20 protein-coding genes are annotated in these 20831 nt (G+C 43.0%); 13 read left to right on the top strand and 7 right to left on the bottom strand.

What is annotated here, in order from left to right; translation table 11 throughout:
• Positions 1–20: 20 nt before the first annotated feature.
• On the bottom strand, positions 21–1133 hold the full coding sequence (locus tag RAM70_RS05980) for an aminotransferase class I/II-fold pyridoxal phosphate-dependent enzyme (protein ID WP_190381520.1): 1113 nt from the start codon (positions 1131–1133) through the stop codon (positions 21–23).
• Positions 1134–1259: 126 nt separating this feature from the next.
• Between RAM70_RS05980 and RAM70_RS05975 the strand changes: the two genes are divergently transcribed.
• Positions 1260–2036: an ABC transporter permease gene (locus tag RAM70_RS05975; protein ID WP_045359500.1), complete on the top strand. Its 777-nt coding sequence runs from the start codon at positions 1260–1262 to the stop codon at positions 2034–2036.
• A gap of 5 nt (positions 2037–2041) precedes the next feature.
• On the opposite strand, the gene RAM70_RS05970 is transcribed toward RAM70_RS05975, so the two are convergent.
• On the bottom strand, positions 2042–3058 hold the full coding sequence (locus RAM70_RS05970; protein ID WP_312672779.1) for a type I glyceraldehyde-3-phosphate dehydrogenase: 1017 nt from the start codon (positions 3056–3058) through the stop codon (positions 2042–2044).
• Between the two features lie 456 nt (positions 3059–3514).
• Between RAM70_RS05970 and murC the strand changes: the two genes are divergently transcribed.
• Together murC and murB are read left to right on the top strand one after the other, a co-directional pair.
• Entirely contained in the window at positions 3515–4942 is a 1428-nt protein-coding gene (murC, locus tag RAM70_RS05965; RefSeq protein ID WP_045359496.1) for a UDP-N-acetylmuramate--L-alanine ligase, read from the top strand.
• Between the two features lie 113 nt (positions 4943–5055).
• Positions 5056–5934: a UDP-N-acetylmuramate dehydrogenase gene (murB, locus tag RAM70_RS05960; RefSeq protein ID WP_288001243.1), complete on the top strand. Its 879-nt coding sequence runs from the start codon at positions 5056–5058 to the stop codon at positions 5932–5934.
• A 214-nt stretch (positions 5935–6148) separates the two neighbouring features.
• Here murB and RAM70_RS05955 read toward each other — a convergent pair whose 3' ends face one another.
• The 4 genes from RAM70_RS05955 to RAM70_RS05940 are packed head-to-tail and all read right to left on the bottom strand — an operon-like array spanning position 6149 to position 8981.
• A complete protein-coding gene (locus tag RAM70_RS05955; RefSeq protein ID WP_002767514.1) occupies positions 6149–6436 on the bottom strand; it encodes a HigA family addiction module antitoxin in 288 nt (95 codons plus the stop codon).
• Positions 6436–6714, bottom strand: a complete 279-nt coding sequence (locus RAM70_RS05950; RefSeq protein ID WP_002803252.1) for a type II toxin-antitoxin system RelE/ParE family toxin — start codon at positions 6712–6714, stop codon at positions 6436–6438. Before RAM70_RS05950 ends, RAM70_RS05955 begins: the two co-directional genes overlap by 1 nt.
• 52 nt (positions 6715–6766) lie before the next feature.
• A complete protein-coding gene (locus RAM70_RS05945) occupies positions 6767–7876 on the bottom strand; it encodes a hypothetical protein (protein ID WP_045359490.1) in 1110 nt (369 codons plus the stop codon).
• Positions 7860–8981: a DNA cytosine methyltransferase gene (locus RAM70_RS05940; RefSeq protein WP_149039030.1), complete on the bottom strand. Its 1122-nt coding sequence runs from the start codon at positions 8979–8981 to the stop codon at positions 7860–7862. The genes RAM70_RS05945 and RAM70_RS05940 overlap by 17 nt, the downstream gene beginning before the upstream one ends.
• A 682-nt stretch (positions 8982–9663) precedes the next feature.
• On the opposite strand from RAM70_RS05940, the gene RAM70_RS05935 reads away from it, so the two are divergent.
• The 9 genes from RAM70_RS05935 to RAM70_RS05895 all read left to right on the top strand — a co-directional run bounded on the left by RAM70_RS05935 (position 9664) and on the right by RAM70_RS05895 (position 18588).
• The gene (locus tag RAM70_RS05935; RefSeq protein ID WP_312672768.1) at positions 9664–11397 is read left to right on the top strand and encodes a peptide ABC transporter substrate-binding protein; all 1734 of its coding nucleotides are present in this window, start codon (positions 9664–9666) and stop codon (positions 11395–11397) included.
• On the top strand, positions 11398–12354 hold the full coding sequence (locus tag RAM70_RS05930) for an ABC transporter permease (RefSeq protein WP_312672766.1): 957 nt from the start codon (positions 11398–11400) through the stop codon (positions 12352–12354). It begins immediately after the preceding gene.
• 2 nt (positions 12355–12356) lie between these two features.
• Complete coding sequence (locus RAM70_RS05925) at positions 12357–12719, top strand: VOC family protein (RefSeq protein WP_288001254.1); 363 nt, start codon at positions 12357–12359, stop codon at positions 12717–12719.
• An 18-nt stretch (positions 12720–12737) separates the two neighbouring features.
• Positions 12738–13466, top strand: a complete 729-nt coding sequence (locus RAM70_RS05920) for a cytochrome c biogenesis protein CcdA (protein WP_002736734.1) — start codon at positions 12738–12740, stop codon at positions 13464–13466.
• 50 nt (positions 13467–13516) lie between these two features.
• On the top strand, positions 13517–14860 hold the full coding sequence (locus RAM70_RS05915; protein WP_312672763.1) for a cytochrome c biogenesis protein: 1344 nt from the start codon (positions 13517–13519) through the stop codon (positions 14858–14860).
• A 222-nt stretch (positions 14861–15082) separates the two neighbouring features.
• The gene (locus tag RAM70_RS05910; protein WP_045359483.1) at positions 15083–15937 is read left to right on the top strand and encodes a DNA-formamidopyrimidine glycosylase; all 855 of its coding nucleotides are present in this window, start codon (positions 15083–15085) and stop codon (positions 15935–15937) included.
• 397 nt (positions 15938–16334) lie between these two features.
• Complete coding sequence (locus RAM70_RS05905) at positions 16335–17390, top strand: potassium channel family protein (RefSeq protein WP_312672761.1); 1056 nt, start codon at positions 16335–16337, stop codon at positions 17388–17390.
• 93 nt (positions 17391–17483) lie between these two features.
• Complete coding sequence (locus tag RAM70_RS05900; RefSeq protein WP_312672759.1) at positions 17484–17705, top strand: DUF4278 domain-containing protein; 222 nt, start codon at positions 17484–17486, stop codon at positions 17703–17705.
• Between the two features lie 421 nt (positions 17706–18126).
• Complete coding sequence (locus RAM70_RS05895; protein ID WP_045359480.1) at positions 18127–18588, top strand: PPC domain-containing protein; 462 nt, start codon at positions 18127–18129, stop codon at positions 18586–18588.
• Here the strand turns inward: RAM70_RS05895 and cobS are convergent.
• The gene (cobS, locus tag RAM70_RS05890; protein ID WP_045359478.1) at positions 18585–19343 is read right to left on the bottom strand and encodes an adenosylcobinamide-GDP ribazoletransferase; all 759 of its coding nucleotides are present in this window, start codon (positions 19341–19343) and stop codon (positions 18585–18587) included. The two genes, RAM70_RS05895 and cobS, sit on opposite strands and share 4 nt — an antisense overlap.
• A gap of 503 nt (positions 19344–19846) precedes the next feature.
• Here cobS and RAM70_RS05885 point away from each other — a divergent pair.
• The gene (locus RAM70_RS05885) at positions 19847–20503 is read left to right on the top strand and encodes a nuclear transport factor 2 family protein (protein ID WP_288001262.1); all 657 of its coding nucleotides are present in this window, start codon (positions 19847–19849) and stop codon (positions 20501–20503) included.
• The last annotated feature ends 328 nt before the right edge of the window (positions 20504–20831 follow it).

Below are 20831 nucleotides of genomic sequence, written 5' to 3'. Positions count from 1 at the left end.
TCATAATTCCTACTGATAAATCAGGAACTATGCAAACAATCTTTCAGCGCATAGGCTACCTGTTGTTGTTCCTCAAAGCTTAAATCGGGAAACATAGGTAAAGATAACACTTTTTCACTGGCCAATTCAGCCACGGGTAAATCACCTTTTTTATAGCCTAAATACTGATAAACCGGCTGTAAATGTAGGGGAATCGGATAATAAACCATAGATAAGACATCTTTTTCCTGCAAAGCCGCCCGAATTTGGTCACGATTTTCCGTTAGGATTGTGTACTGATTCCAAACGTGCTTACCCCCGGCTAAAGCAGCAGGTAAAGTGATATTAGGCAAAGGTTGCAGTAATTCCCGATAACGTTGGGCAATCTCGATCCGTTGATTATTCCAAAAATCGAGGTATTTCAGCTTAATTTGCAAAATAACCGCTTGAATGGCATCTAAGCGGCTATTCACCCCGATTACCTCGTGGAGATAACGCACCTTGCTGCCGTGTTCTTTAATCATGCGAATTTGTGCCGCTAACTCAGGGTTATTAGTGGTGACAGCCCCACCATCGCCACAACCGCCTAAATTTTTGGTGGGAAAGAAGCTAAAACAGCCAATATCGCCGATACTCCCCACTTTCTGCCCATGCCATTCTGCTCCCGTTGCCTGAGCGCAATCCTCAATCACCAATAAATTATGAGAACGAGCGAAATTTACCACCTCAGACATATTGACAGATTGCCCAAAAAGGTGTACTGGAATAATAGCCTTAGTTTGGGGAGTAAGCGCTTTTTCCAACAGTGCCACATCGAGGTTAAAAGTATTAATATCGATATCGACAAAAACCGGCACTGCCCCGACTAAATTAATCGCTTCGGCGGTGGCAATAAACGAAAAAGTAGAAGTAATTACTTCATCCCCCGCTTGAATACCGAGGGCGCGCAGTGCCAGATAAAGGGCATCGGTTCCCGAATTACAGGCGACACAATCGCTAACACCATGATAGAGGGCAAATTGTCGTTCTAATTCGCTCACAGCTTCGCCACCAATATAGCGCCCAGAACGGAGGATTTCTAAAACGGCATGGTTAGCTTCTTGGCTGATGACTTGGTATTGACGGGATAAATCGACGGGGGGAATTGTACTCACGCGCTTTCACTCAAATTAGAGACTAATCGGGATTTGTCGGCGAAAAAAAGCAATAATTAGTCAAAAATAATTATAAACTTGCTATTTATAGATGAAGTGTCCTTTTAATTTGTTTCTTTTATTTTTATGGATGGATTAGTAGAACTAAATCTGGTGGATTTGGGTTGGGCTTTGGGGATGATGGGTATTTGTTTACTCCTCTCCCGTTGGTCAAATTTAGCTCTAGAGGGACAATTATTATTAGCGACCGGTCGATCGATCCTGCAATTATTAGTGGTAGGCTACGTTATCGCCGTTATTTTTTCCCTCGATAATCCTCTAGCAGTGCTGGGGATTTTGGCAGTGATGATGACTATTGCGACTATTGTTGCTAAAAATCGCATCGATAGCCGGGATAAAGCCCTATTACCGCTAGTTTTCGGCTCTTTATTAATTAGTAGCTGTCTAACTTTAGGTTATGCGATCGCTTTAATTATTCAACCAGAACAATGGTACTCACCCCAATACTTGATTCCCTTGACGGGAATGGTGTTAGGGCAAGCGATGAACAGTGCCTCTTTAGCCGGGGAAAGATTAAGCAGTACGATTAAAAGTCACCGTTTGGAAATCGAAACCCATCTTTGTTTAGGGGCAACCCCTCAACAAGCGATCGCATCTTACCAAAAAGAAGCGATTCGAGCTAGTTTAATCCCCACCCTCAATCAGATGATGGTAGTGGGTTTAGTCAGTTTACCCGGAATGTTCACCGGACAGGTATTGGCAGGAAGTGAACCTTTAAACGCCGCTTCCTACCAGATACTGATCCTGTTTATGATTGCCCTAGCTAACCTAATCACCGCTCAATTGGTGACAGAGGGAATCTATCGGCGCTTTTTCAGTGAGAATTTGTCACTGCTCAGTTAACTGATTTAGCCTTTCCACTTGCTGGCGACGACTTCAGCGAGATCAACCACCCGTTGGGAGTAACCCCATTCGTTATCGTACCAAGCGATAACTTTCACCATATCGCCACCCATCACCATCGTTAGACTAGCATCGATGATCGAGGAAGCATCAACACCGCGATAATCAGAGGAAACGAGGGGTAAATCATTATATTCGAGAATTCCTTTCAAAGAATTTTCCGAAGCTTCTTTGAGGACTTCGTTTACCTGTTCCGCGATCGTGCTTTTTTCCACTTGCGCCACTAAATCCACCACAGAAACGTTAGGAGTGGGTACACGCAGAGCGATACCGTTAAGTTTCCCTTTCATTTCCGGGATAACTAAGGCTACAGCCTTGGCGGCACCGGTGGAGGTGGGAACGATGTTAACGGCAGCGGCGCGGGCGCGACGCAGATCCCGGTGACTAGCATCCAGAATCCGTTGATCACCAGTGTAACTGTGGGTGGTGGTCATCGTCCCTTTGATGATGCCGAAGTTTTCGTGAATCACTTTGACGACAGGAGCAAGACAGTTGGTGGTACAACTGGCATTACTGATGACGTTGTATTTATCGTGTTCGTATTCGTGAGCGTTGACACCGACGACATAGGTTCCCACACCCGCACCCTTACCCGGTGCGGTAATGAGGACTTTTTTAGCTCCTGCGACAATATGCTTAGAAGCGCCCTCTTCATCGACGAAAACACCGGTAGCTTCGATCACTAAATCTACACCCCATTCTGCCCAGGGCAGATTGAGGGGATTGCGATCGGAATAACATTTAATGGTTTTACCGTTAACAATTAAAGAATTATCATCGGCATCGATATTAGCGTTAAGTTTGCCTAACATCGAGTCATATTTGAGCAGGTGAGCGTTACTACGGGGATCGGATGTATCATTGATCCCCACTACCTCCAAGCCACTATTAGTCCGTCCTAACCAACATCTTAGGAAATTACGTCCAATCCGTCCGAAACCATTGATCGCTACTCTAATCACTGCTGCTTGCCCTCTACGTTTTAGTGCAATACATAAAAAAATAATTAATGTTCCCAATCATACCTTAAAGGTTGAACTTTACGATCCCGATCGGAAATAATTTATTAGCTCACCATTCAGGAGACAGGAGATAGGAGACAGGAGACTCCGAGACAGGAGACTCCGAGACAGGAGACTCCGAGACAGGAGATTATTTTTATTGATTCTCCCCACACCCCACACCCCACACCCACACTCCACACCCTACACCCCACACCCAAACCCCACACCCCACTTCCCACTTCCCACTCCCAAAAAAAAGGAATTGGGAGAAAAAAAATTAATTCTGCGTCAAGGATTTTGCAAGGTGACTGGGCAACATTTTGGCATTCTGCTCAAATGCCCCTATCATGAGGTTGACTTTACTACCGATCGAGTTTAAAACTTATATAATCGTGGGTCTGAGGAGTGAAAACAGTGAAAAAAGTTAATTTTAACGGCCAACCTTTCCATTTTATCGGTATTGGCGGCATTGGGATGTCAGCCCTCGCTTATATCTTAGCCAAACGCAATTTACCCGTGTCTGGCTCCGATTTACGTCCTACTCATATCACCCAAAGGCTACAGGGAGCGGGAGCGCACATTTTCCACCGTCAAGAGGCCAATAATTTAGCTGTATTTCATTCTCCGGTCCCTCAAAACAGTAGCCAAACAGTTCCGCAAGTAATCTGCTCCACGGCGATTAATGACCATAACAAGGAATATCAAGCGGCCAGAGACTTAGGATACCCAATTTTTCACCGTAGCGACGTTTTAGCGGCTTTAATAGCTGATTACGACAGTATCGCCGTCGCTGGCACCCACGGCAAAACCACCACTAGCAGCCTAATCGGTTACGTTTTGTTAGAAGCGGGATTAGACCCCACGATCATTGTCGGTGGTGAGGTGGACGCTTGGGAAGGTAACGCTCGTCTTGGTCAAGGTCGTTTTTTGGTGGCAGAGGCCGATGAGTCCGATGGTTCCCTAACCAAACACGCCCCGAAAATCGGCGTAATCACTAATATTGAGCTAGATCACCCGGATCATTACCATAATTTAAGCGAAGTTATCGATACTTTCCATGAATTTGCCAATCAGTGCCAGATTTTAGTCGCTTGTTTAGATTGTGACACGATCGCCGAGCATTTCCGTCCGACAATCAGTTATAGTCTCGATCCCGAAAAAGGTGCCGATTACACCGTCAGCGAGATTATCTATGAACAGGGAATGATGAAAGCTGCCGTCTGGGAAAAGGGCAGTTATCTGGGACAAATGGAAGTGAAAATCCCAGGGCAACATAATATTAGCAATGCTTTGGCAGTGGTGGCCATCGGACGTTATCTCGGTTTAGAATTTGCTGTTATTGCCGATGCGATCGCTACTTTTGCCGGAGCAAAACGCCGTTTTGAACACAAGGGAGAAGCAAACGGCATCACCTTTATCGATGATTATGCCCACCATCCTAGCGAATTGTTGGCCACGTTAGCGGCGGCAAAATTGAAGGTAGAAGGCAAACAGTACCAACGTTCGATCGCTATTTTCCAACCCCATCGCTACAGTCGCACCACTGCCTTTTTAGAGGAATTCGGCTCCGCTTTCAGTTCCGCCGATGTGGTAGTCTTAACGGATATTTATAGTGCTGGGGAAGTGAATATCAATCACGTCACCGGGCAGCAAGTGGTCGAACAGGTGAGAAAACACCATAAAAACGCCTACTATCACCCTGAATTGAGTTCTTTAGGTCAATTCCTGCTAGAAATTCTCCAACCAGGGGATCTAGCCCTCTTCCTCGGTGCTGGCAATCTCAATCAAGTTATCCCCGAAATGCTCTCTCTTTACCGCGAACAATTAGCAGTTAGAGTATAGGAGTCAGTTATCAGTTATCAGTTATCAGTTATCAGTTATTAGTTATCAGTTATTATGTTTACTGATTACTGATTACTGTTCACTGAAAATGCTCCCCAACCCCCTAAAACCCTATGATTAAATCCTCTGTTTCTCTAGCTGATTTCACTTCCTACCGGGTGGGGGGAAGAGCGCAATGGTATGCCGAACCAGTTAATCTAGAGGAATTAAGAGAAGTGTTCGCTTGGGTGCGATCGCAAGATTTACCCTTGACTGTTTTGGGGGCTGGTTCAAATTTACTAATCAGCGATCGAGGTTTACCCGGACTTGTTCTCAATACTCGCCATCTGCGATCGAGTTGTTTTGATGCCGAAACTGCTACGATTACAGCAGCGGCGGGGGAACCCCTGCCAAAAATAGCTTGGAGAGCGGCAAAAAGGGGCTGGAGGGGCCTAGAATGGGCGGTGGGTATCCCCGGTACGGTGGGGGGGGCTGTGGTGATGAATGCGGGGGCGCACACCTCCTGTGTGGCGGATCGATTAGTGCGGGCGCTGGTATTAAATCCCGATGGTCAGTTAGAAACTTTAAGCAAAGAAGATTTAAATTATAGTTATCGCAGTTCTTCTCTGCAAGGGAATCAACGTTTAGTTGTCGAAGCTACATTTCAGTTAGAAGCTACCGATAATCGCGAGGAAATAATGGCAATTACTACCCATAATTTACTCCATCGCAAAAGTACCCAACCCTATGATCGTCCTAGTTGTGGTAGTGTTTTCCGCAATCCTAAACCGCAATTTGCCGGGGCTTTAATTGAGGAAATGGGATTAAAAGGTTATCAAATTGGTGGGGCGCAAGTATCAGAGTTACACGCTAATTTTATCCTGAATATTGGTTCAGCAAAAGCCTCGGATATTCTGCGTTTAATTCGCCATGTGCAGGAACAAGTGTTCGATCGCTGGTCCCTCTGGTTAGAACCAGAGGTGAAAGTTTTAGGGGAATTTGACGGGATTTAACTATTTTTCTCGATAACGGTTGAACTCAGCCGCGATGGGTTGGAGTGCGACGGCAAATATTTTTATAATCCTCTAGCATGGTGCGTTCCCCAAAAATCTATTGGTGGAGCAGTAGAAGTTGCATTAGGGAACGCACCCTACGCGATCGGCGATCTGCTATGCAGTGACTTCGGCATCGCACTGGGGTGTTGAGTCCGTCGGCTGCAAACCCTGGTTAGACAACTGATAGCCGTTTGACTTTGATATTGCCAATTGTCTGCTCTGCTTGCCATAGATCGTATTGCATTTGCTGATTGAGCCAACTTTCAGGAGATGTATCGAAAGCTTTCCCTAAGCGAATTGCCATTTCGGGGCTAATACCTGCCCTACCATTTAAGATGGCAGATAGGGTTTTTCGACTTACACCCAATGCTTCAGCAGCCTCAGTCACAGTCAGATTTAAAGGTTCGAGACAAAGTTCTTTAAGAACTTCACCAGGATGTGGTGGATTATGCATTTTCATCAGTGGTAGTCCTCAAGATCGACATCACAAGCATCAACACCGTCAAAGGTGAAAGTGATCCGCCAGTTTCCAGATACTCTCACCGTCCAGGTTCCTTTACGTTGCCCTGCCAGTTCATGAAGTACCAATCCGGGCAAGTTCATGTCTTGCGGTGAAGTTGCAGCACTGAGACGAGCCAGAATCAGCCGAATTCGTTTGGCATGATTTGCCTGAATGCCTCGGGTGGTTCCCGACTCAAAGAACTGCTCTAGTCCTCGATGCTTGAAACTGACTATCATCCATTAAGTGTAACCCATAACGTTACTGGTTACAACCCTAGCTGCTTTTTCTTCATTTCCATGTGATGTTTCCACATGGTGCCTTCTTGAACAAAGAACGCCATAGATGCTCTTTATCCGGCGGAGCACCAATTTTTACAATCTCGACGAAGCCCTTAGAAACTGAATTGTCGGCATTCTCGGTTATAGGCCCAGCATAAAAAGTAGAGTCACTGAGTTCTATGATCGGTGAAGTAGGTTCTGCATCAATTTCGCCGTATCCGAATGCAAGAATATTCACCTCATCAGGATGTTGAGCAATGTATTTTGACAAGTCCAATGCTGTGGTAGAGGAGATGTATTGAGCAAGAAGATCCTGAAGAAGCCAGAAGGTTTTGCCATTCCAAGCAAGACCAACTTGGGATTTTACAATCAATTGGCTAACCATTCGTGCCCATACTTGGCGATAGTTAATTCCTGGGCCGTTATGAGTTTCTGGAGAAACGATAGCATCCTCACAAGCCATAGCAATCTGGGTTCGTTTATTTTTGTCGCCCCCTGACGTGCTTGATGTCATGATTTCAACAATGACAATTGGATCAGAAGGAAAATCGTCAATCCAAAGCTCTCCGTTTCGGGATGCTAAAGTATATTGATTTTCTTCAGCAATTTTTTGAGTTGCGCGAACTCCTTTCCCAACCAGTACGGCTACTTCAGATAGTTTTTTTCGGCTCGCACCTGCTATGACATAATCAAACGTATAGTCGAAGGATTTTGCCTCATCATCATCATTCGTGGTATTTACTTTCATTTTAACTTCAGACCATGCCCGGTAGAGCTTTCCTTGTTCAAGATTTGAATATTTGACCAATTGCTCCCGAACATGGGCTTGATAGTTTTCTTGTTGTCCTTTCAAGGACAATAGACGGCGTGGACAAACAATCCATGGCTGCTCAGAATCTCGCAAACGTAACGAGCAAACACCTGATTGGACTATTTTCTTTCCTGGAAAAAACTTTTCTAGTGTTGGATTCTTGTTGATGTCTAATGCCGAAAGGTAACGGTTTCCGCCACCGTCACACTCGGCATCCATAAAAGGACACCATGCTTTTTCTCTATTGGCAGAGGCTTCTGCATTCCAGCAGTCAAGACGATATCCATACAGTTCAAATATTTTGCTCATCTAAAAATCCTTTGATTTGGAGTGCCATTGCCTTAGCTAAGGGAGGGGGAACAGAATTAGCAATTTGCCTGTGCTGATCCAAGTTCGGAACCGATCCTGTTCTTGATCGAATTGGCCCCTTCAATATGTAGCTGTCAGGATAACCATGTATCCTCATATATTCTCTAGGAGTCAAGTATCGACTTTCAGTAGGATGATAAAATATTTCCCCGCACCGCAATGTGTTTGATGGGCGTTTTCGATGAAGACGCAAATATTTGGTTGTATCTTTTGGTGATAATCCGCAGCGGAGTTCTTCCCCAAGGTGGGTTTGGGCTGCCAGATAAGAGCCTTCAGTGACTTGAGCAATTCTCTCACGATCTCGTGGTGGAGTTACATCAACATGGCTATCCGCTCTATCGTAAACAGTCTTGCCTTTAATTTTTTGATCTGGCTCTGACAATCCATTTAGGACTTCACCTATTCCGATATATGGCTTGTACGAAAATAACCCATTGCATTCCTCTATAGGCGCATGTGTTCTCTCTGGAAAATAAAATCCGTTACGCCCTCTGGTGGCTATAACAAAAAGCCGTTCCCTTAATTGAGGAACACCATAATCGGCTGCCATAATTACGCGCCATTTCGGTGTGTAGTCTATAGCCTCCAGTTCTTCCAAGAATTTTTCAAATACTTCGCCGCGCCTATTGTTTTCGCCCTTTGAGGAAAGCAACCCTTTGACTTGCTCAAGAAAAATTACTTTGGGCTGTAACTCTTTCGCAAATCTAATTATTTCAAAAAGGAGCAGTCCTCGTTCATCTTCCAAACCACGCTGTTTACCTGCTAAAGAGAAGGATTGACAAGGCGGACCACCGAAAAGCAAATCTAGCTCACCCTTCTTTAAAAATAAATCGTTCAACAATTGCTTTGGAGCAATCGTTCGTATGTCCGCATGAATGACTTTTGTGTTGTATCCATGAGTTTCTGCATTAGCCACTAAAGTTGCACAGCAGTGTTGATCGAATTCAATCTCTGCAAGAATATTGAAGCCAGCATCCCGTACACCTACGTCCATGCCGCCTGCCCCTGAAAAAAGGCTGATGGCTTGTCGCTTTTGATTCTTCAAACTTTGACTCCGTAAGGTTTTGGTTTCATGCAGCTAACTATTAATTATACGGAAATTTTCTGTATAACACTCCTAAAAGTAATGATATGGGTCAACTTTCGGCATATCACCCCATTTAGGCGCGATCGCCAGAACTTTTCCCTATATCACGCCCAAAAGCGTGTTAGCCAGATTAGCCTACTGCTAGTGGAGCAGTAGGAGCCACATTAGGGAACGCACCCTACAGCGATGGCTACCACACCAATTATATACTAGACGGATTTTTTCCATACAACACCCCAAATACGGATTTTCTGGCTCTTCGTTACTTTTTATGGTTCGATAGGGTGGCATAAATCGACTAAATCCTTATCTGGCAAGAGATTTAATTGATTAGTTCGCTCTAGATCAAAAACAATTGACAAAAATCGCCAAACGTTTTTCTCTATAAGGGTTCCGTCCCTTATAACCCCCGTACATTGCATAACACAAACCGAAGAACCCATTTCGTCGCCGTGCCTAAGATTTTCTTGTCTAGTACAGCATCGCTACTATAGCACGATCGATTTAACTTGACTAGGAATGGATAAAGGCAAATAATCAATTAATCGATCGAGATCAAGACTCAATGTCTGATAACTTGTTATTGGTGGGTTAGGGAATCACCTAAGTCACCCTGTTGAATTATTGATTGTCATTAAAAATGTTTAAGCGATCGCTTTTCTTGCCCCTGTTAATTTTATCCCTTAGTTGTACGCTGCTTTTTAGTGCTTGTCGTCAACAAACAGCTAATAATCCTCCGGCAACGACCAATAATAATTCAGAAACTTTAAAACTTTTATATTGGCAAGCGCCGACGATTTTAAATCCTCATCTCTCCACGGGATTTAAAGACTCAGAAGCGAGTCGCATTACCTTAGAACCTTTGGCTAGTTTTAATGAAAAAGGGGAATTAGTTCCTTTTTTAGCGGCGGAAATTCCTACTATTGAAAATGGGGGAGTTGCCCGGGATGGTAAATCGGTGACATGGAAGCTAAAAAAAGATATTAAATGGTCAGATGGTACTCCTTTTACTGCCAAAGATGTCATCGCTACCTATAATTTTATTACCAATCCGAAAACTGGTTCTACTAGCGCTGGCAATTATGAAATAGTTAAAAGTGTGGAAGCGATCAATCCCCATACGGTTAAAATAACTTTTAAACAAGTTAATCCCGCTTGGTCATTAGTTTTTGTGGGAACAGAAGGGATGATTTTACCCGCTCATCTCTATGAAAAGTATAGCAATGAAACGGCACGCCAGGCCCCCGCTAATTTATTACCAGTGGGAACTGGACCCTATAAAGTGGTAGAATTTAAACCGGGAGATACGGCGGTTTATGAACCAAATTCTTTCTTTAGAGAAGCAGATAAATTAGGTTTTCAAAGAATAGAATTAAAAGGAGGAGGTGATGCAACTTCTGCGGCACGAGCGGTTTTACAGACAGAGGAGGCGGATTATGCCTATAATTTGCAAGTAGAGGCCAAGGTTTTAAGTGATTTAGAAAAAGCGGGTCGGGGTCAGTTAATATCTAATTTCGGTTCTTTGATTGAACGAGTGTTATTTAATTTGAGTGATCCTAATCAAGCTACGGCTGAAGGTGAGAGGTCTAGTATTAAGTTTCCCCATCCTTTTTTGAGTGATGTGAAAGTAAGAGAAGCTTTATCTTTAGCCGTTGACAGAGATACTATTGCCACGCAACTTTATGGTATTACTGGGAAAACAACTCCTAATTTTATTGTGATGCCATCGGAATATAATTCCCCCAATACTAGCTATGAATTTAATCTAGAAAAGGCTAAGAAATTACTAGATGATGCGGGATGGAAAGATAGTAATGGTGATGGCACTAGGGATAAAAATGGGGTAGAAATGAAATTAGTTTTTCAAACTACCGTCAATCCTCTCCGTCAGAAAACCCAAGAAATTATCAAACAAAGTTTACAAGCGATCGGGGTAGGAGTAGAATTAAAAACTGTTGATGCCAGTATTTTCTTTTCTAGCGATCCTGCTAACGATGACACGGTAGAAAAGTTTTATGCTGACCTACAAATGTACACTACAGGTAATAATAGTCCTGATCCAAAAGCCTATTTTAAAACCTTTACTTGTAGCGAAATTCCTCAAAAAGCTGATGGTTGGGCCGGGGATAATTATGCTCGTTATTGTAATCCTGAATACGATAAATTATGGCAAGCTTTTAGTCAAGAATTAAACCCAGAAAAACGGCGAGAAATAGCGATTAAAATGAATGATATGTTAATTAATGATTTTGTGATTATTCCCCTAGTTCATCGTGCCGATGTGGTGGCAATTAGTAATAGTTTGTCGGGGTTTGAATTAACTCCCTGGGATAGAAATACTTGGAACATCAAAGACTGGAAGCGTAGTAAATAAATGCTCAAATATTTTCTGAGAAGATTATTATTTTCGATTCCCACTCTTTTAGCCATTAGTATGGTGGTTTTTGGCATTTTGGCCCTAGCGCCGGGGGATCCGATGGGGGAATTTGCCGCTAATCCAGCTATTACGGAAGCGGTGCGAGAAAATATTCGCAAAAGTCTCGGATTAGATCAACCCCTTCCCGTGCGTTATATCAAGTGGTTGTTAGCATTTCTTCAAGGAGATATGGGCTATTCTTTCACCAGTCGCAGCCCAGTTTTTACCCTCATTTGGCAGCGTTTACCCACAACCCTCTGGATTGTCGGTATTGCCTATATTTTCGGGGTTTTAATTGCTTTTCCTTTGGGCGTAATTTCAGCAGTCAAGCGCTATTCTTGGTTAGACAAAATCATCTCTACTTTTTCCCTGCTGGGCTTTTCTTTACCCACCTTTGTGACGGGATTATTATTAATTATTATCTTTAGTGTGCAGTTAAACTGGCTACCATCTTTTTATAACAGTACCCTAGAAATCCGCGATTTTAATAGTTTGATCGAGCAGGTTAAACAGTCAATTATGCCCGTAACCGTATTAAGCTTATATCAAGGGGCGATGTTGATGCGTTTCGTGCGTTCTTCCGTAACTGAAGAAATTCACCAAGAGTACGTTAAAACTGCCTTAGCCAAGGGACTAACTAATTTTTCTGTCCTAACTAAGCATATAGTGCGTAATGCTTTAATCCCCGTTGTCACCCTGATTGCTCTCGATATTCCCTCAATTTTTACCGGTGCTTTAGTTACAGAACAAGTGTTTCGTGTGCCGGGTATCGGTGCTTTATTAATTGATTCTATTTCCCGCAGTGATACCCCCGTAGTGATGGCGATTACCTTTATCTATGGGATTTTAATTGTTATCTTTAACTTAATTGCCGATTTAACCTATAGTTGGCTCGATCCGCGAGTCAGATATTAACTATGAACATCACCAAATCCTTACACACGGCGATTTTAGTCACGGAGCTAGAAAAAGCCGTTAACTTTTACGAAAATGTTCTAGGATTGACTAGAATTGATCGCCCTTTTCAATACGATGGGGTTTGGTATCAAGTGGGAGATTATCAAATTCATTTAATTGTCGATACCAATTACCAAAACTACCGTCCCAATCCCGAAAAATGGGGACGCAATCCTCATATTGCCTTCGCTATTGATGACGTGGCAGCCATGGGTAACTATCTAGAAAGTCAAGGTTATACAATTCAAATGAGTGCCTCGGGTAGAAAGGCATTATTTGTCAGTGATCCCGATGGTAATATCCTAGAAATGAGCCAAATTTAGCCTGAAAAATTCCCCGATATGTTAGACCAATTACAGACTCAACTCTATCACCTTGAACAATACGCCGATCGCTTAGTGACTTCCCAACTAACTCACCTTAGTTTTGTCAGTATTGCCGTGATTTTTCTAGCCGGTTTACTCACCAGTCTTACCCCCTGTATGCTGTCGATGTTGCCGATTACCGTCGCTTATATCGGGGGTTACGAAAATCAAGGTCGTTTAGCGGCTTTTTGGCAGTCCACATGGTTTTCTCTGGGATTAGCCACCACCTTAGCGGGATTGGGACTAATTGCCGCTACTTTAGGAAAAGTCTATGGACAGGTGGGGATCGGTTTACCAATTATCGTCAGTGCGATCGCTATTTTGATGGGGTTAAACCTCTTGGAATTATTACCCCTGCGCTTCCCCTCCCTTGGCGCTACCGATTGGATTACCGGGGATTTTCCTCCGATTTTGCGGTCCTATCTTCTTGGTTTAACATTTGGTTTAATCGCCTCTCCTTGCAGTACACCTGTTCTAGCAACTTTATTGGCATGGGTGGCAAATACGGGGGATTTAAGCTTAGGAGGGGGATTATTGTTATCCTACACTGCTGGCTATGTTTTACCCCTAATTATCGTCGGTTCTTTTACTGCCTCGCTGAAAAGCTTTCTTTCCCTGCGTCAATGGTCCGGTTGGATTAATCCTGTCAGTGGGGTTTTATTAATCGGTTTTGGAGTTTTTTCTTTATTATCCCGTCTGCTGTGATGGTGGAGAGTTATGATAGATAATTGGCTAAAATGACAAAACTTTTAACTATGACTATATCGGAAACTTCCTCAAATTTAAAGAATAGACCGCCTCAATGGGGACGTAAATTTATCCAGACTATTGCCGATCTGCGATTGGCAATTATCCTCTTACTTTTAATCGCTATTTTTAGCATTTCTGGGACGGTAATCGAACAGGGCCAATCTCTATCTTTCTACCAAGTTAATTATCCTGAAAAACCCGCTTTATTTGGCTTTCTGACTTGGAAAGTTTTATTACTATTGGGATTAAATCATGTTTATAGCACTTGGTGGTATCTATCATTATTAATTCTCTTTGGTTCCAGTTTAACCGCTTGTACCTTCCGACGACAATTACCCGCTTTAAAGGCGGCAAGAAACTGGCAATTTTATCAACAATCTCGCCAATTTCAAAAACTAGCTTTAAGTGCTGAATTAGAAACCGGTTCCCTAGAATCACTAACCCCCTTATTAGAAAAAAAAGGCTACAAAGTTTTTCTAGAAAATAACAGTCTTTATGCTCGTAAAGGTCTGATTGGTAAAATCGGTCCGATTATCGTTCATGCAGCCATGTTAATTATTTTAGCGGGAGCGATCTGGGGAGCGTTAACCGGCTTTTTCGCTCAAGAAATGGTAGCTAGTGGCGATAGTTTTCAGGTTAAAAATATTATTGAAGCCGGACCATTATCTAAAAATTCTCTCCCTAAAGATTGGGGGATTAAAGTTAATCGTTTTTGGATTGATTATAGTCCTAAAGGTGACGTAGAACAATTTTATTCTGATCTGTCGGTAATCGATAATCAAGGACAGCAGATCGATCGCAAAACTATTCAAGTTAATCAACCTTTGCACCATAAAGGGGTGACTTTTTATCAAACCAGTTGGGGAATTGCTGGGGTAAAAGTACAGGTGAATAATAGTCCAATCCTACAGCTACCGATGGCTAGTTTAGACACGAAAGGTAATGGACAAATCTGGGGAACTTGGATTCCGACTAAAACCGATCTTAGTGAGGGAGTTTCTCTTTTAGCCAGAGATTTACAAGGTACGTTAGTTGTCTATGATGCTAAGGGAGATTTAACCTCTGCTGTACGAGAAGGAATGACGATTCCTATCAATGGAGTTAATCTAAAAATAGTCGAATTAGTGGGCAGTACAGGTTTACAAATTAAGGCAGATCCGGGAGTCCCGATTGTCTATTTAGGTTTTGCTTTATTGATGATGGGAGTAGTAATGAGTTACTTTTCCCATTCCCAAATTTGGGCTTTACAATCGGGTGATCGCTTTTATATTGGTGGTAAAACTAATCGCGCTCAAGTCAGTTTTGAACGGGAAATAATTGATACTATCGAAATGTTAAAGTTAAAGTAGAATTGACGTTAATCTGGTGTCGTTTCCCGATCAGTAGGTAGGTGTTAAAAATTTTCTGATCCCCCCACCTATCGGCACCCCCCTTATCAAGGGGGGCAGGGGGGATCAGAGGCAAAATCTATCTTATATTTAATTAGAATCACTTACTTAAAAAGTTCTGTTTATCTATCTTTTGCCTTTTGCCTACCCTAACCAAGAACTTAATTTTGTTCAATCACTTATATGCCAGAATTGCCAGAAGTAGAAACGGTGCGTCGCGGGTTAAATCAAGTTACCCAGGGCAAAAAAATTATCGGTGGGGAAGTATTATTACAGCGTACCCTAGCCTATCCTAATTGCGAGGCAACTTTTCTGCAAGGAATTGCTCAGACCACGATTAGCAATTGGCAGCGCCGGGGCAAATATCTCCTCGCCAATTTAGATAATGGTAGCAGTATCGGGGTTCATCTGCGTATGACCGGACAATTGCTCTGGGTAAAAGATACCACTCCCCTGCCGATTCATACGCGCTTACGCTTCTTTTTTGCTAATCAGCAAGAATTGCGCTTTATCGATACCCGCACTTTCGGGAAAATTTGGTGGATTGCCGCCGATAAAACCCCAGAAACTGTGATTACTGGTCTCAAAAAACTGGGACTAGAACCCTTCGATCGCAATTTTACCCCCGATTACCTCTATAGTCACTGTCAAAAAAGTCGTCGTCCGATTAAAACTTTTCTCCTCGATCAAAATGTGGTGGCAGGAATTGGCAATATCTACGCGGATGAAGTTCTTTTTAAAAGTGGTATCCATCCCCAAACTGCCGCTAATCTCTTAAAAATTGAGCAAATAGACTTATTGACAAAAAACATTATTTCTGTATTGGAAACCGCGATCGCTGAAGGCGGCACCAGTTTTAGCGATTTTCTCCACGTTACGGGAGTTAACGGCAATTATGGGGCGATGGCCTGGGTTTATGGTCGTACTGGCGAAAATTGTCGTCTTTGCGGTGCAACTATTGCCAGAATTAAATTAAGTGGGCGCTCCTCTCATTTTTGTCCCCAATGTCAAGTCTCAACAGTAATCAGTAAACAGTAATCAGTAAACATCTCCAAAAATTATAACTCAATCACAGCTTGCTTTTATGCTATGTACTGATTAAGTAGGGTTTGCTGAATATCAGTATAATCCTTGCTAGAAAAGGTTTTTGGGACTTTTTTAACCAAAAAAGTGCAAGAAACAAACGTTGAGAAATCGATCCGAGGGACTCAAAACCCTTGCACTTTTATTGGCTATCGCCAGATAAAATTCAGAAACTAAGCGACGAAATTACCATTTTGCCAACTGTGTGGCTCCTAGATTCCCTCTGGGGACTTATTCTGCAAACCCTAAGTAGTTCGATAGCTAAAAACTCACATCCGATAACTGATAACTGATAACTGATAACTGATAACTGTTGTAAGCTGATAGCTAGATGGTCAGGTCACGGAAATCGATGCAAAGTTCACTGAAAAGGATTATCATCGGTGCGAGTTTTTTTCTCGCTACGGTAGTCGGAGCAACTATCGGTTATATGGCCTACGGTTGGAGTTTTCTCGATGCCGTTTATATGGTGATTATCACCATATTTGGGGTAGGTTTCGGGGAAGTTAAACCGATTAACACTCCCAGTCTGAGAGCTTTTACCATGTTAGTTATCATCTGTGGGACCACCTCGGCCGTTTATGTGGTGGGAGGGTTTTTTCAGATGCTGACCGAGGGAGAAATTAACAGAGCTTTTAGCGATCGCCGGATGAATAAAGAGATGGAATGCTTAGAAAATCACGTCATAATCTGCGGTTTTGGGCGCATAGGACGCATCCTAACGACTAAATTGGCAAAAACAGCCCAATCTTTTATTATCGTCGATAATAACCCCGATCGCATTGGATTAGCTCAGGAAAAAGGTTACATAACTCTTAATGGTAACGCCACCGATGAAAGTATTCTCCAGAAAGCCGGTATCGACAAAGCGCGAGTTTTAGCGACGGTGTTGCCCGATGATGCCTTAAATGTCTTCATCACTTTAACCGCAAGAGAACTCAGTCCGCAACTATACATCATCGCTAGGGGAGAATATCCCAGCACCGAGAAAAAATTAAAACTAGCCGGGGCCGATCAAGTGGTCTTACCTGCTACCATTGGAGCAGAGAGAATGGCCCATTTAATCACCCATCCGGCCGCGATTGATTTTTTACAGGAAGATGAAGGTAGGCGCAATCTCAACGAATTATTAGCCGATATCGACCTGCAATTTGAAGAATACTCGATTTTAAGCGATTCGCCCTTTTTGGGACAACCTATCAGTCAGATGGAAGTGCGGGGACAGGGTGCTTTTATTATCGTCGCTGTCCGTCAATTTGATGGTCGTGTCATCACCCATCCCGACAATTCCACCATTCTACAGCAAGGCGATACGGTCATTTTATTAGGTCATCGGGGCGATGTTCCCAATTTTGCCCGTCGTTATGCCTTGCGTCGAGAAATGCGCTATCGAGGGTCTTCTTGGTAGGATATTTACCCAGAAAAAAGTTTAGCTTTTCTGGAATTAATTTCGCCGCAGATGGAGATAGGAATGGCTCACTAATTATCTCCAGGGACAGCTATGAAATTAACCTATCGCGGCATTGCTTACGAGAAAAATCCCACTGCCACCGTTGCTTCCAGTCCGATGATTTTAAGCTATCGTGGTGTTCCCTATTTAAAAAACCGTGGTGTCGTTCAACCCATTCAGAAACTGGTAGCCGTTACCTATCGCGGTCAAGCCTATCATATCACTCAGTCTTTAGCTTCTTTGCCCATGGAAGAACCCCCTTTAAGTTTTTAACTTCTAGTTCATTTTTTAATTAATCTCCTTTAAATATTGTCAATTAATAATCACAGCAATTACCTTATACTAAATCCGTTGAGTATAGGCTACATATCAGGACAGGCACTCATGCAAGAGGCAACCCCCCCGACGTCGGGGGGGCAAGGGGGGGTAGGGGAGAATAAATAATCAGTTTTTAATAACAGGATTTAGTATTAAACGGGTTTTATCTTCCCTCTTACTCCCTTGCTCAAAGGGAGATTTTTCACTCGTTTTTGCCAACAAGGAATATATATTCATAGTTAAGCAAATTAATTACAGGCAGTTCCGCAGTTCTGTTGTTCCCCCTTTCCAGATTCTGAATTTAATTTTGTCGAACTGCTGATAGTTATCAGTTTTTTGTAGAATAGGGAGATTGAGAAAACGAACATCTGCCATTATGACAAGATTTCCTTTGACTGGTCGCTATTCTGGTTTATGCGTCTTGCTCACTTTATTCTGGTTAAGCGGTCAATCTTTGCCGGTGCGAGCGGAAAAAATCTATAATCCCGTCCCCCTCATCCTCAATAAAGAAATTAACGATACTCTCACCGACAAAGATATTCCCACGGGGGAGGGGGGGTTTGCTAGGGATTATACCGTAGATTTGGACAAGGACGATCAGGTGGCCATCGATCTCAAATCGGAAAATTTTGATGGAGTTTTAATTCTCCTGGCCGACGATGGTTCCACTGTAGCGGAAAATGATGATGGTCCCGATGGTGGCACTAATGCCCTCCTCTTTGCGCGCATTACCGAGTCGGGTAAATATATTATTCGGGTGAGAGCTTTCGGAGAAACCGGTGGGGGAAATTTTACCCTGAAATTAACCCGTTTACGGGCCGTGGAGGGCAAAAATTAGGTAATTATTGTCAAAAAAACCAAGAATAGAGCCTCTGTCCACTCCACCACCGCACCGTAGGTATCGCCGGTATGACCCCGAAGACGACGATATAACCAGTAACCAGTAAGCAGAGCGAGGGCGATTCCGGCACTAATGGCGATTATTCCCCACCTTAGACCGCCAAATAGGGCGATTAACCCCAAAATTACTCCCCCACAGTCCCAAGGCAGACAAAAAGCCACTTTATGAAAGGCTCCCTTACCGGTGGGTTTGAGGTAGGGATAAAGAGCGATCGCCATTACTTGCCCCCAACGTCCCCAAATTGGTGCTAAAATTAGGGCTAAGGCTCGATTATCGCTTAAATCTGTCAAAGCGGCGATTTTTAACAGCAAAACCATGATCACGGCCATGACTCCAAAGGCCCCGGTAACACTATCGGCCATGACCGCTAAACGACGCTGGGGGTCAGTGACAGCTAAACCATCGGCCGTGTCACTAACTCCATCAAGGTGTAGTCCTCCCGTTAGATAAACCCAAACTGCCACAAGGACAACCGCACGAGTTAAGGGGGGCATTCCCAGACCAGCTAGAGTTATATCGAGCAAAACTAGAATTAAACCCAAAAATAAGCCCACTAAGGGAATCCATCGGGCAATTCTGCCAAAATCAGGCCAGGCAATCGGAACCGGAATAATTGTGTAAAAAGCGATCGCACCTAAAAATGAGCGAATTTCTTGACAAATGAACTTAAATATGGTAATCAATCTCCCCAAAATTAGATTCCGGTATGGCAGCTTTTCTCATAAAGATGAAGTATAACCTAATTTTGTATCAGCCACCCTGTGGGATTTTCAAAATAACACGGTTACTTGTAATTTTATTAGGGAAAGTTTCTTGCGATCGCTTTATAGGAGAGTAATATACGGAAAGATTTTTTAAAAAATGTGTATTTAGCGTGATATGTGGAAAGTTTCCGTATAATCCATAGTTAGGCCAAACAGTGAAGTCCGTCAAGGTTGCCTGTTTCAATTAGAGATTAGGTGATCGCAAAATGGTTCGCTTCCTTGTTCAGTCCACAGGGGTTATTCGCGATCATGGAAATTAAGAATAGTTAAGTGATCGGGCATAACACACCATTGGAGCGGACAATATTAATGGGTTTTTGTTGGGGGGGAAATACGATCATTTACCGCTCAATTAAACCTTTGGGTAAACACGAGGTATTCGTTTTTTAGGTAAGTTTCAGCAATTTTAAAGATCACAGAAGGAGTTAAATATGTCAGCAGAGAATATTCCTATTCAAATACAAGATAGAGATAATGTACTTGTGGCTGATGACGGCATAGAATGGCGTTATGGAAAACGCCCTGATTATTCAGGAACGAATAAAACATTAAGGGCGCAAAGCGAAAAACACCATCCAACTGGCTCATTAGAAGCTATTGCACAAAATTTAGTAAGAACATTTGAAATGGAAGCCACTTATAAGCTAAATCCAAATCAATGGACATCGGTGGATATACATCGATTTAGAATGCGTACTAACCACGGTCCGGAATATACGGTACAAGACATTATAGAACGCGGAACTTATAATTTATTTTTAGGCGAAACACCGGTTTATAGTTCAAAAGCAGAAGATTTTGAATCAGGTGCAGCAAGTTTTATGAATGCTTTTAAAACTGGCTTTGTTTGGGAAGTTATTGAAGCTTATAGCGGTCCGCCAAGAGTTATTTTTAAATGGAGGCATTGGGGAACACATCAAGGAGAATTTAAAGGTCACGCGCCTACCAACAAACTAATTGAGGTATATGGCATTACAATTGCTGATGTAAATGCAGATTTAAAACTGACTTATGTCGAACATTTTTTTGATAATAGCCAATTTTTAGAAAAATTGGTTTCTGGCGGAAAGTGTCCAATGCACGGTTAGGAGAGGATAACTAAGTGCGGTGGCGAAGGCACTGCGTAGCAGATGATCTTGTAGGGTGTGTTCCCTAATGTGGCTCCTACTGCTCCAGCGATCGATTTTTGGGGAACGCACCATGCAGATTAAGTAGCTGGTTATAATTAAATTTAAAATGGATTTTAGGTTCGATCCCCCCTGCCCCCCTTGATAAGGGGGGTGCCGATCCCCCCTGCCCCCCTGATAAGGTAGGGTTGATTCATGAATCAACCCTACCCTTGATAAAGGTGGTGTCTGACAATTTTTAACGCCTACCTACTTAATTGCAGCTGTGGGTTTAAGTGCGATGGCGAAG

Source organism: Microcystis wesenbergii NRERC-220 (assembly GCF_032027425.1).
GTDB lineage: Bacteria > Cyanobacteriota > Cyanobacteriia > Cyanobacteriales > Microcystaceae > Microcystis > Microcystis wesenbergii_A.
This window is presented reverse-complemented; position numbering and strand designations above follow the sequence as displayed.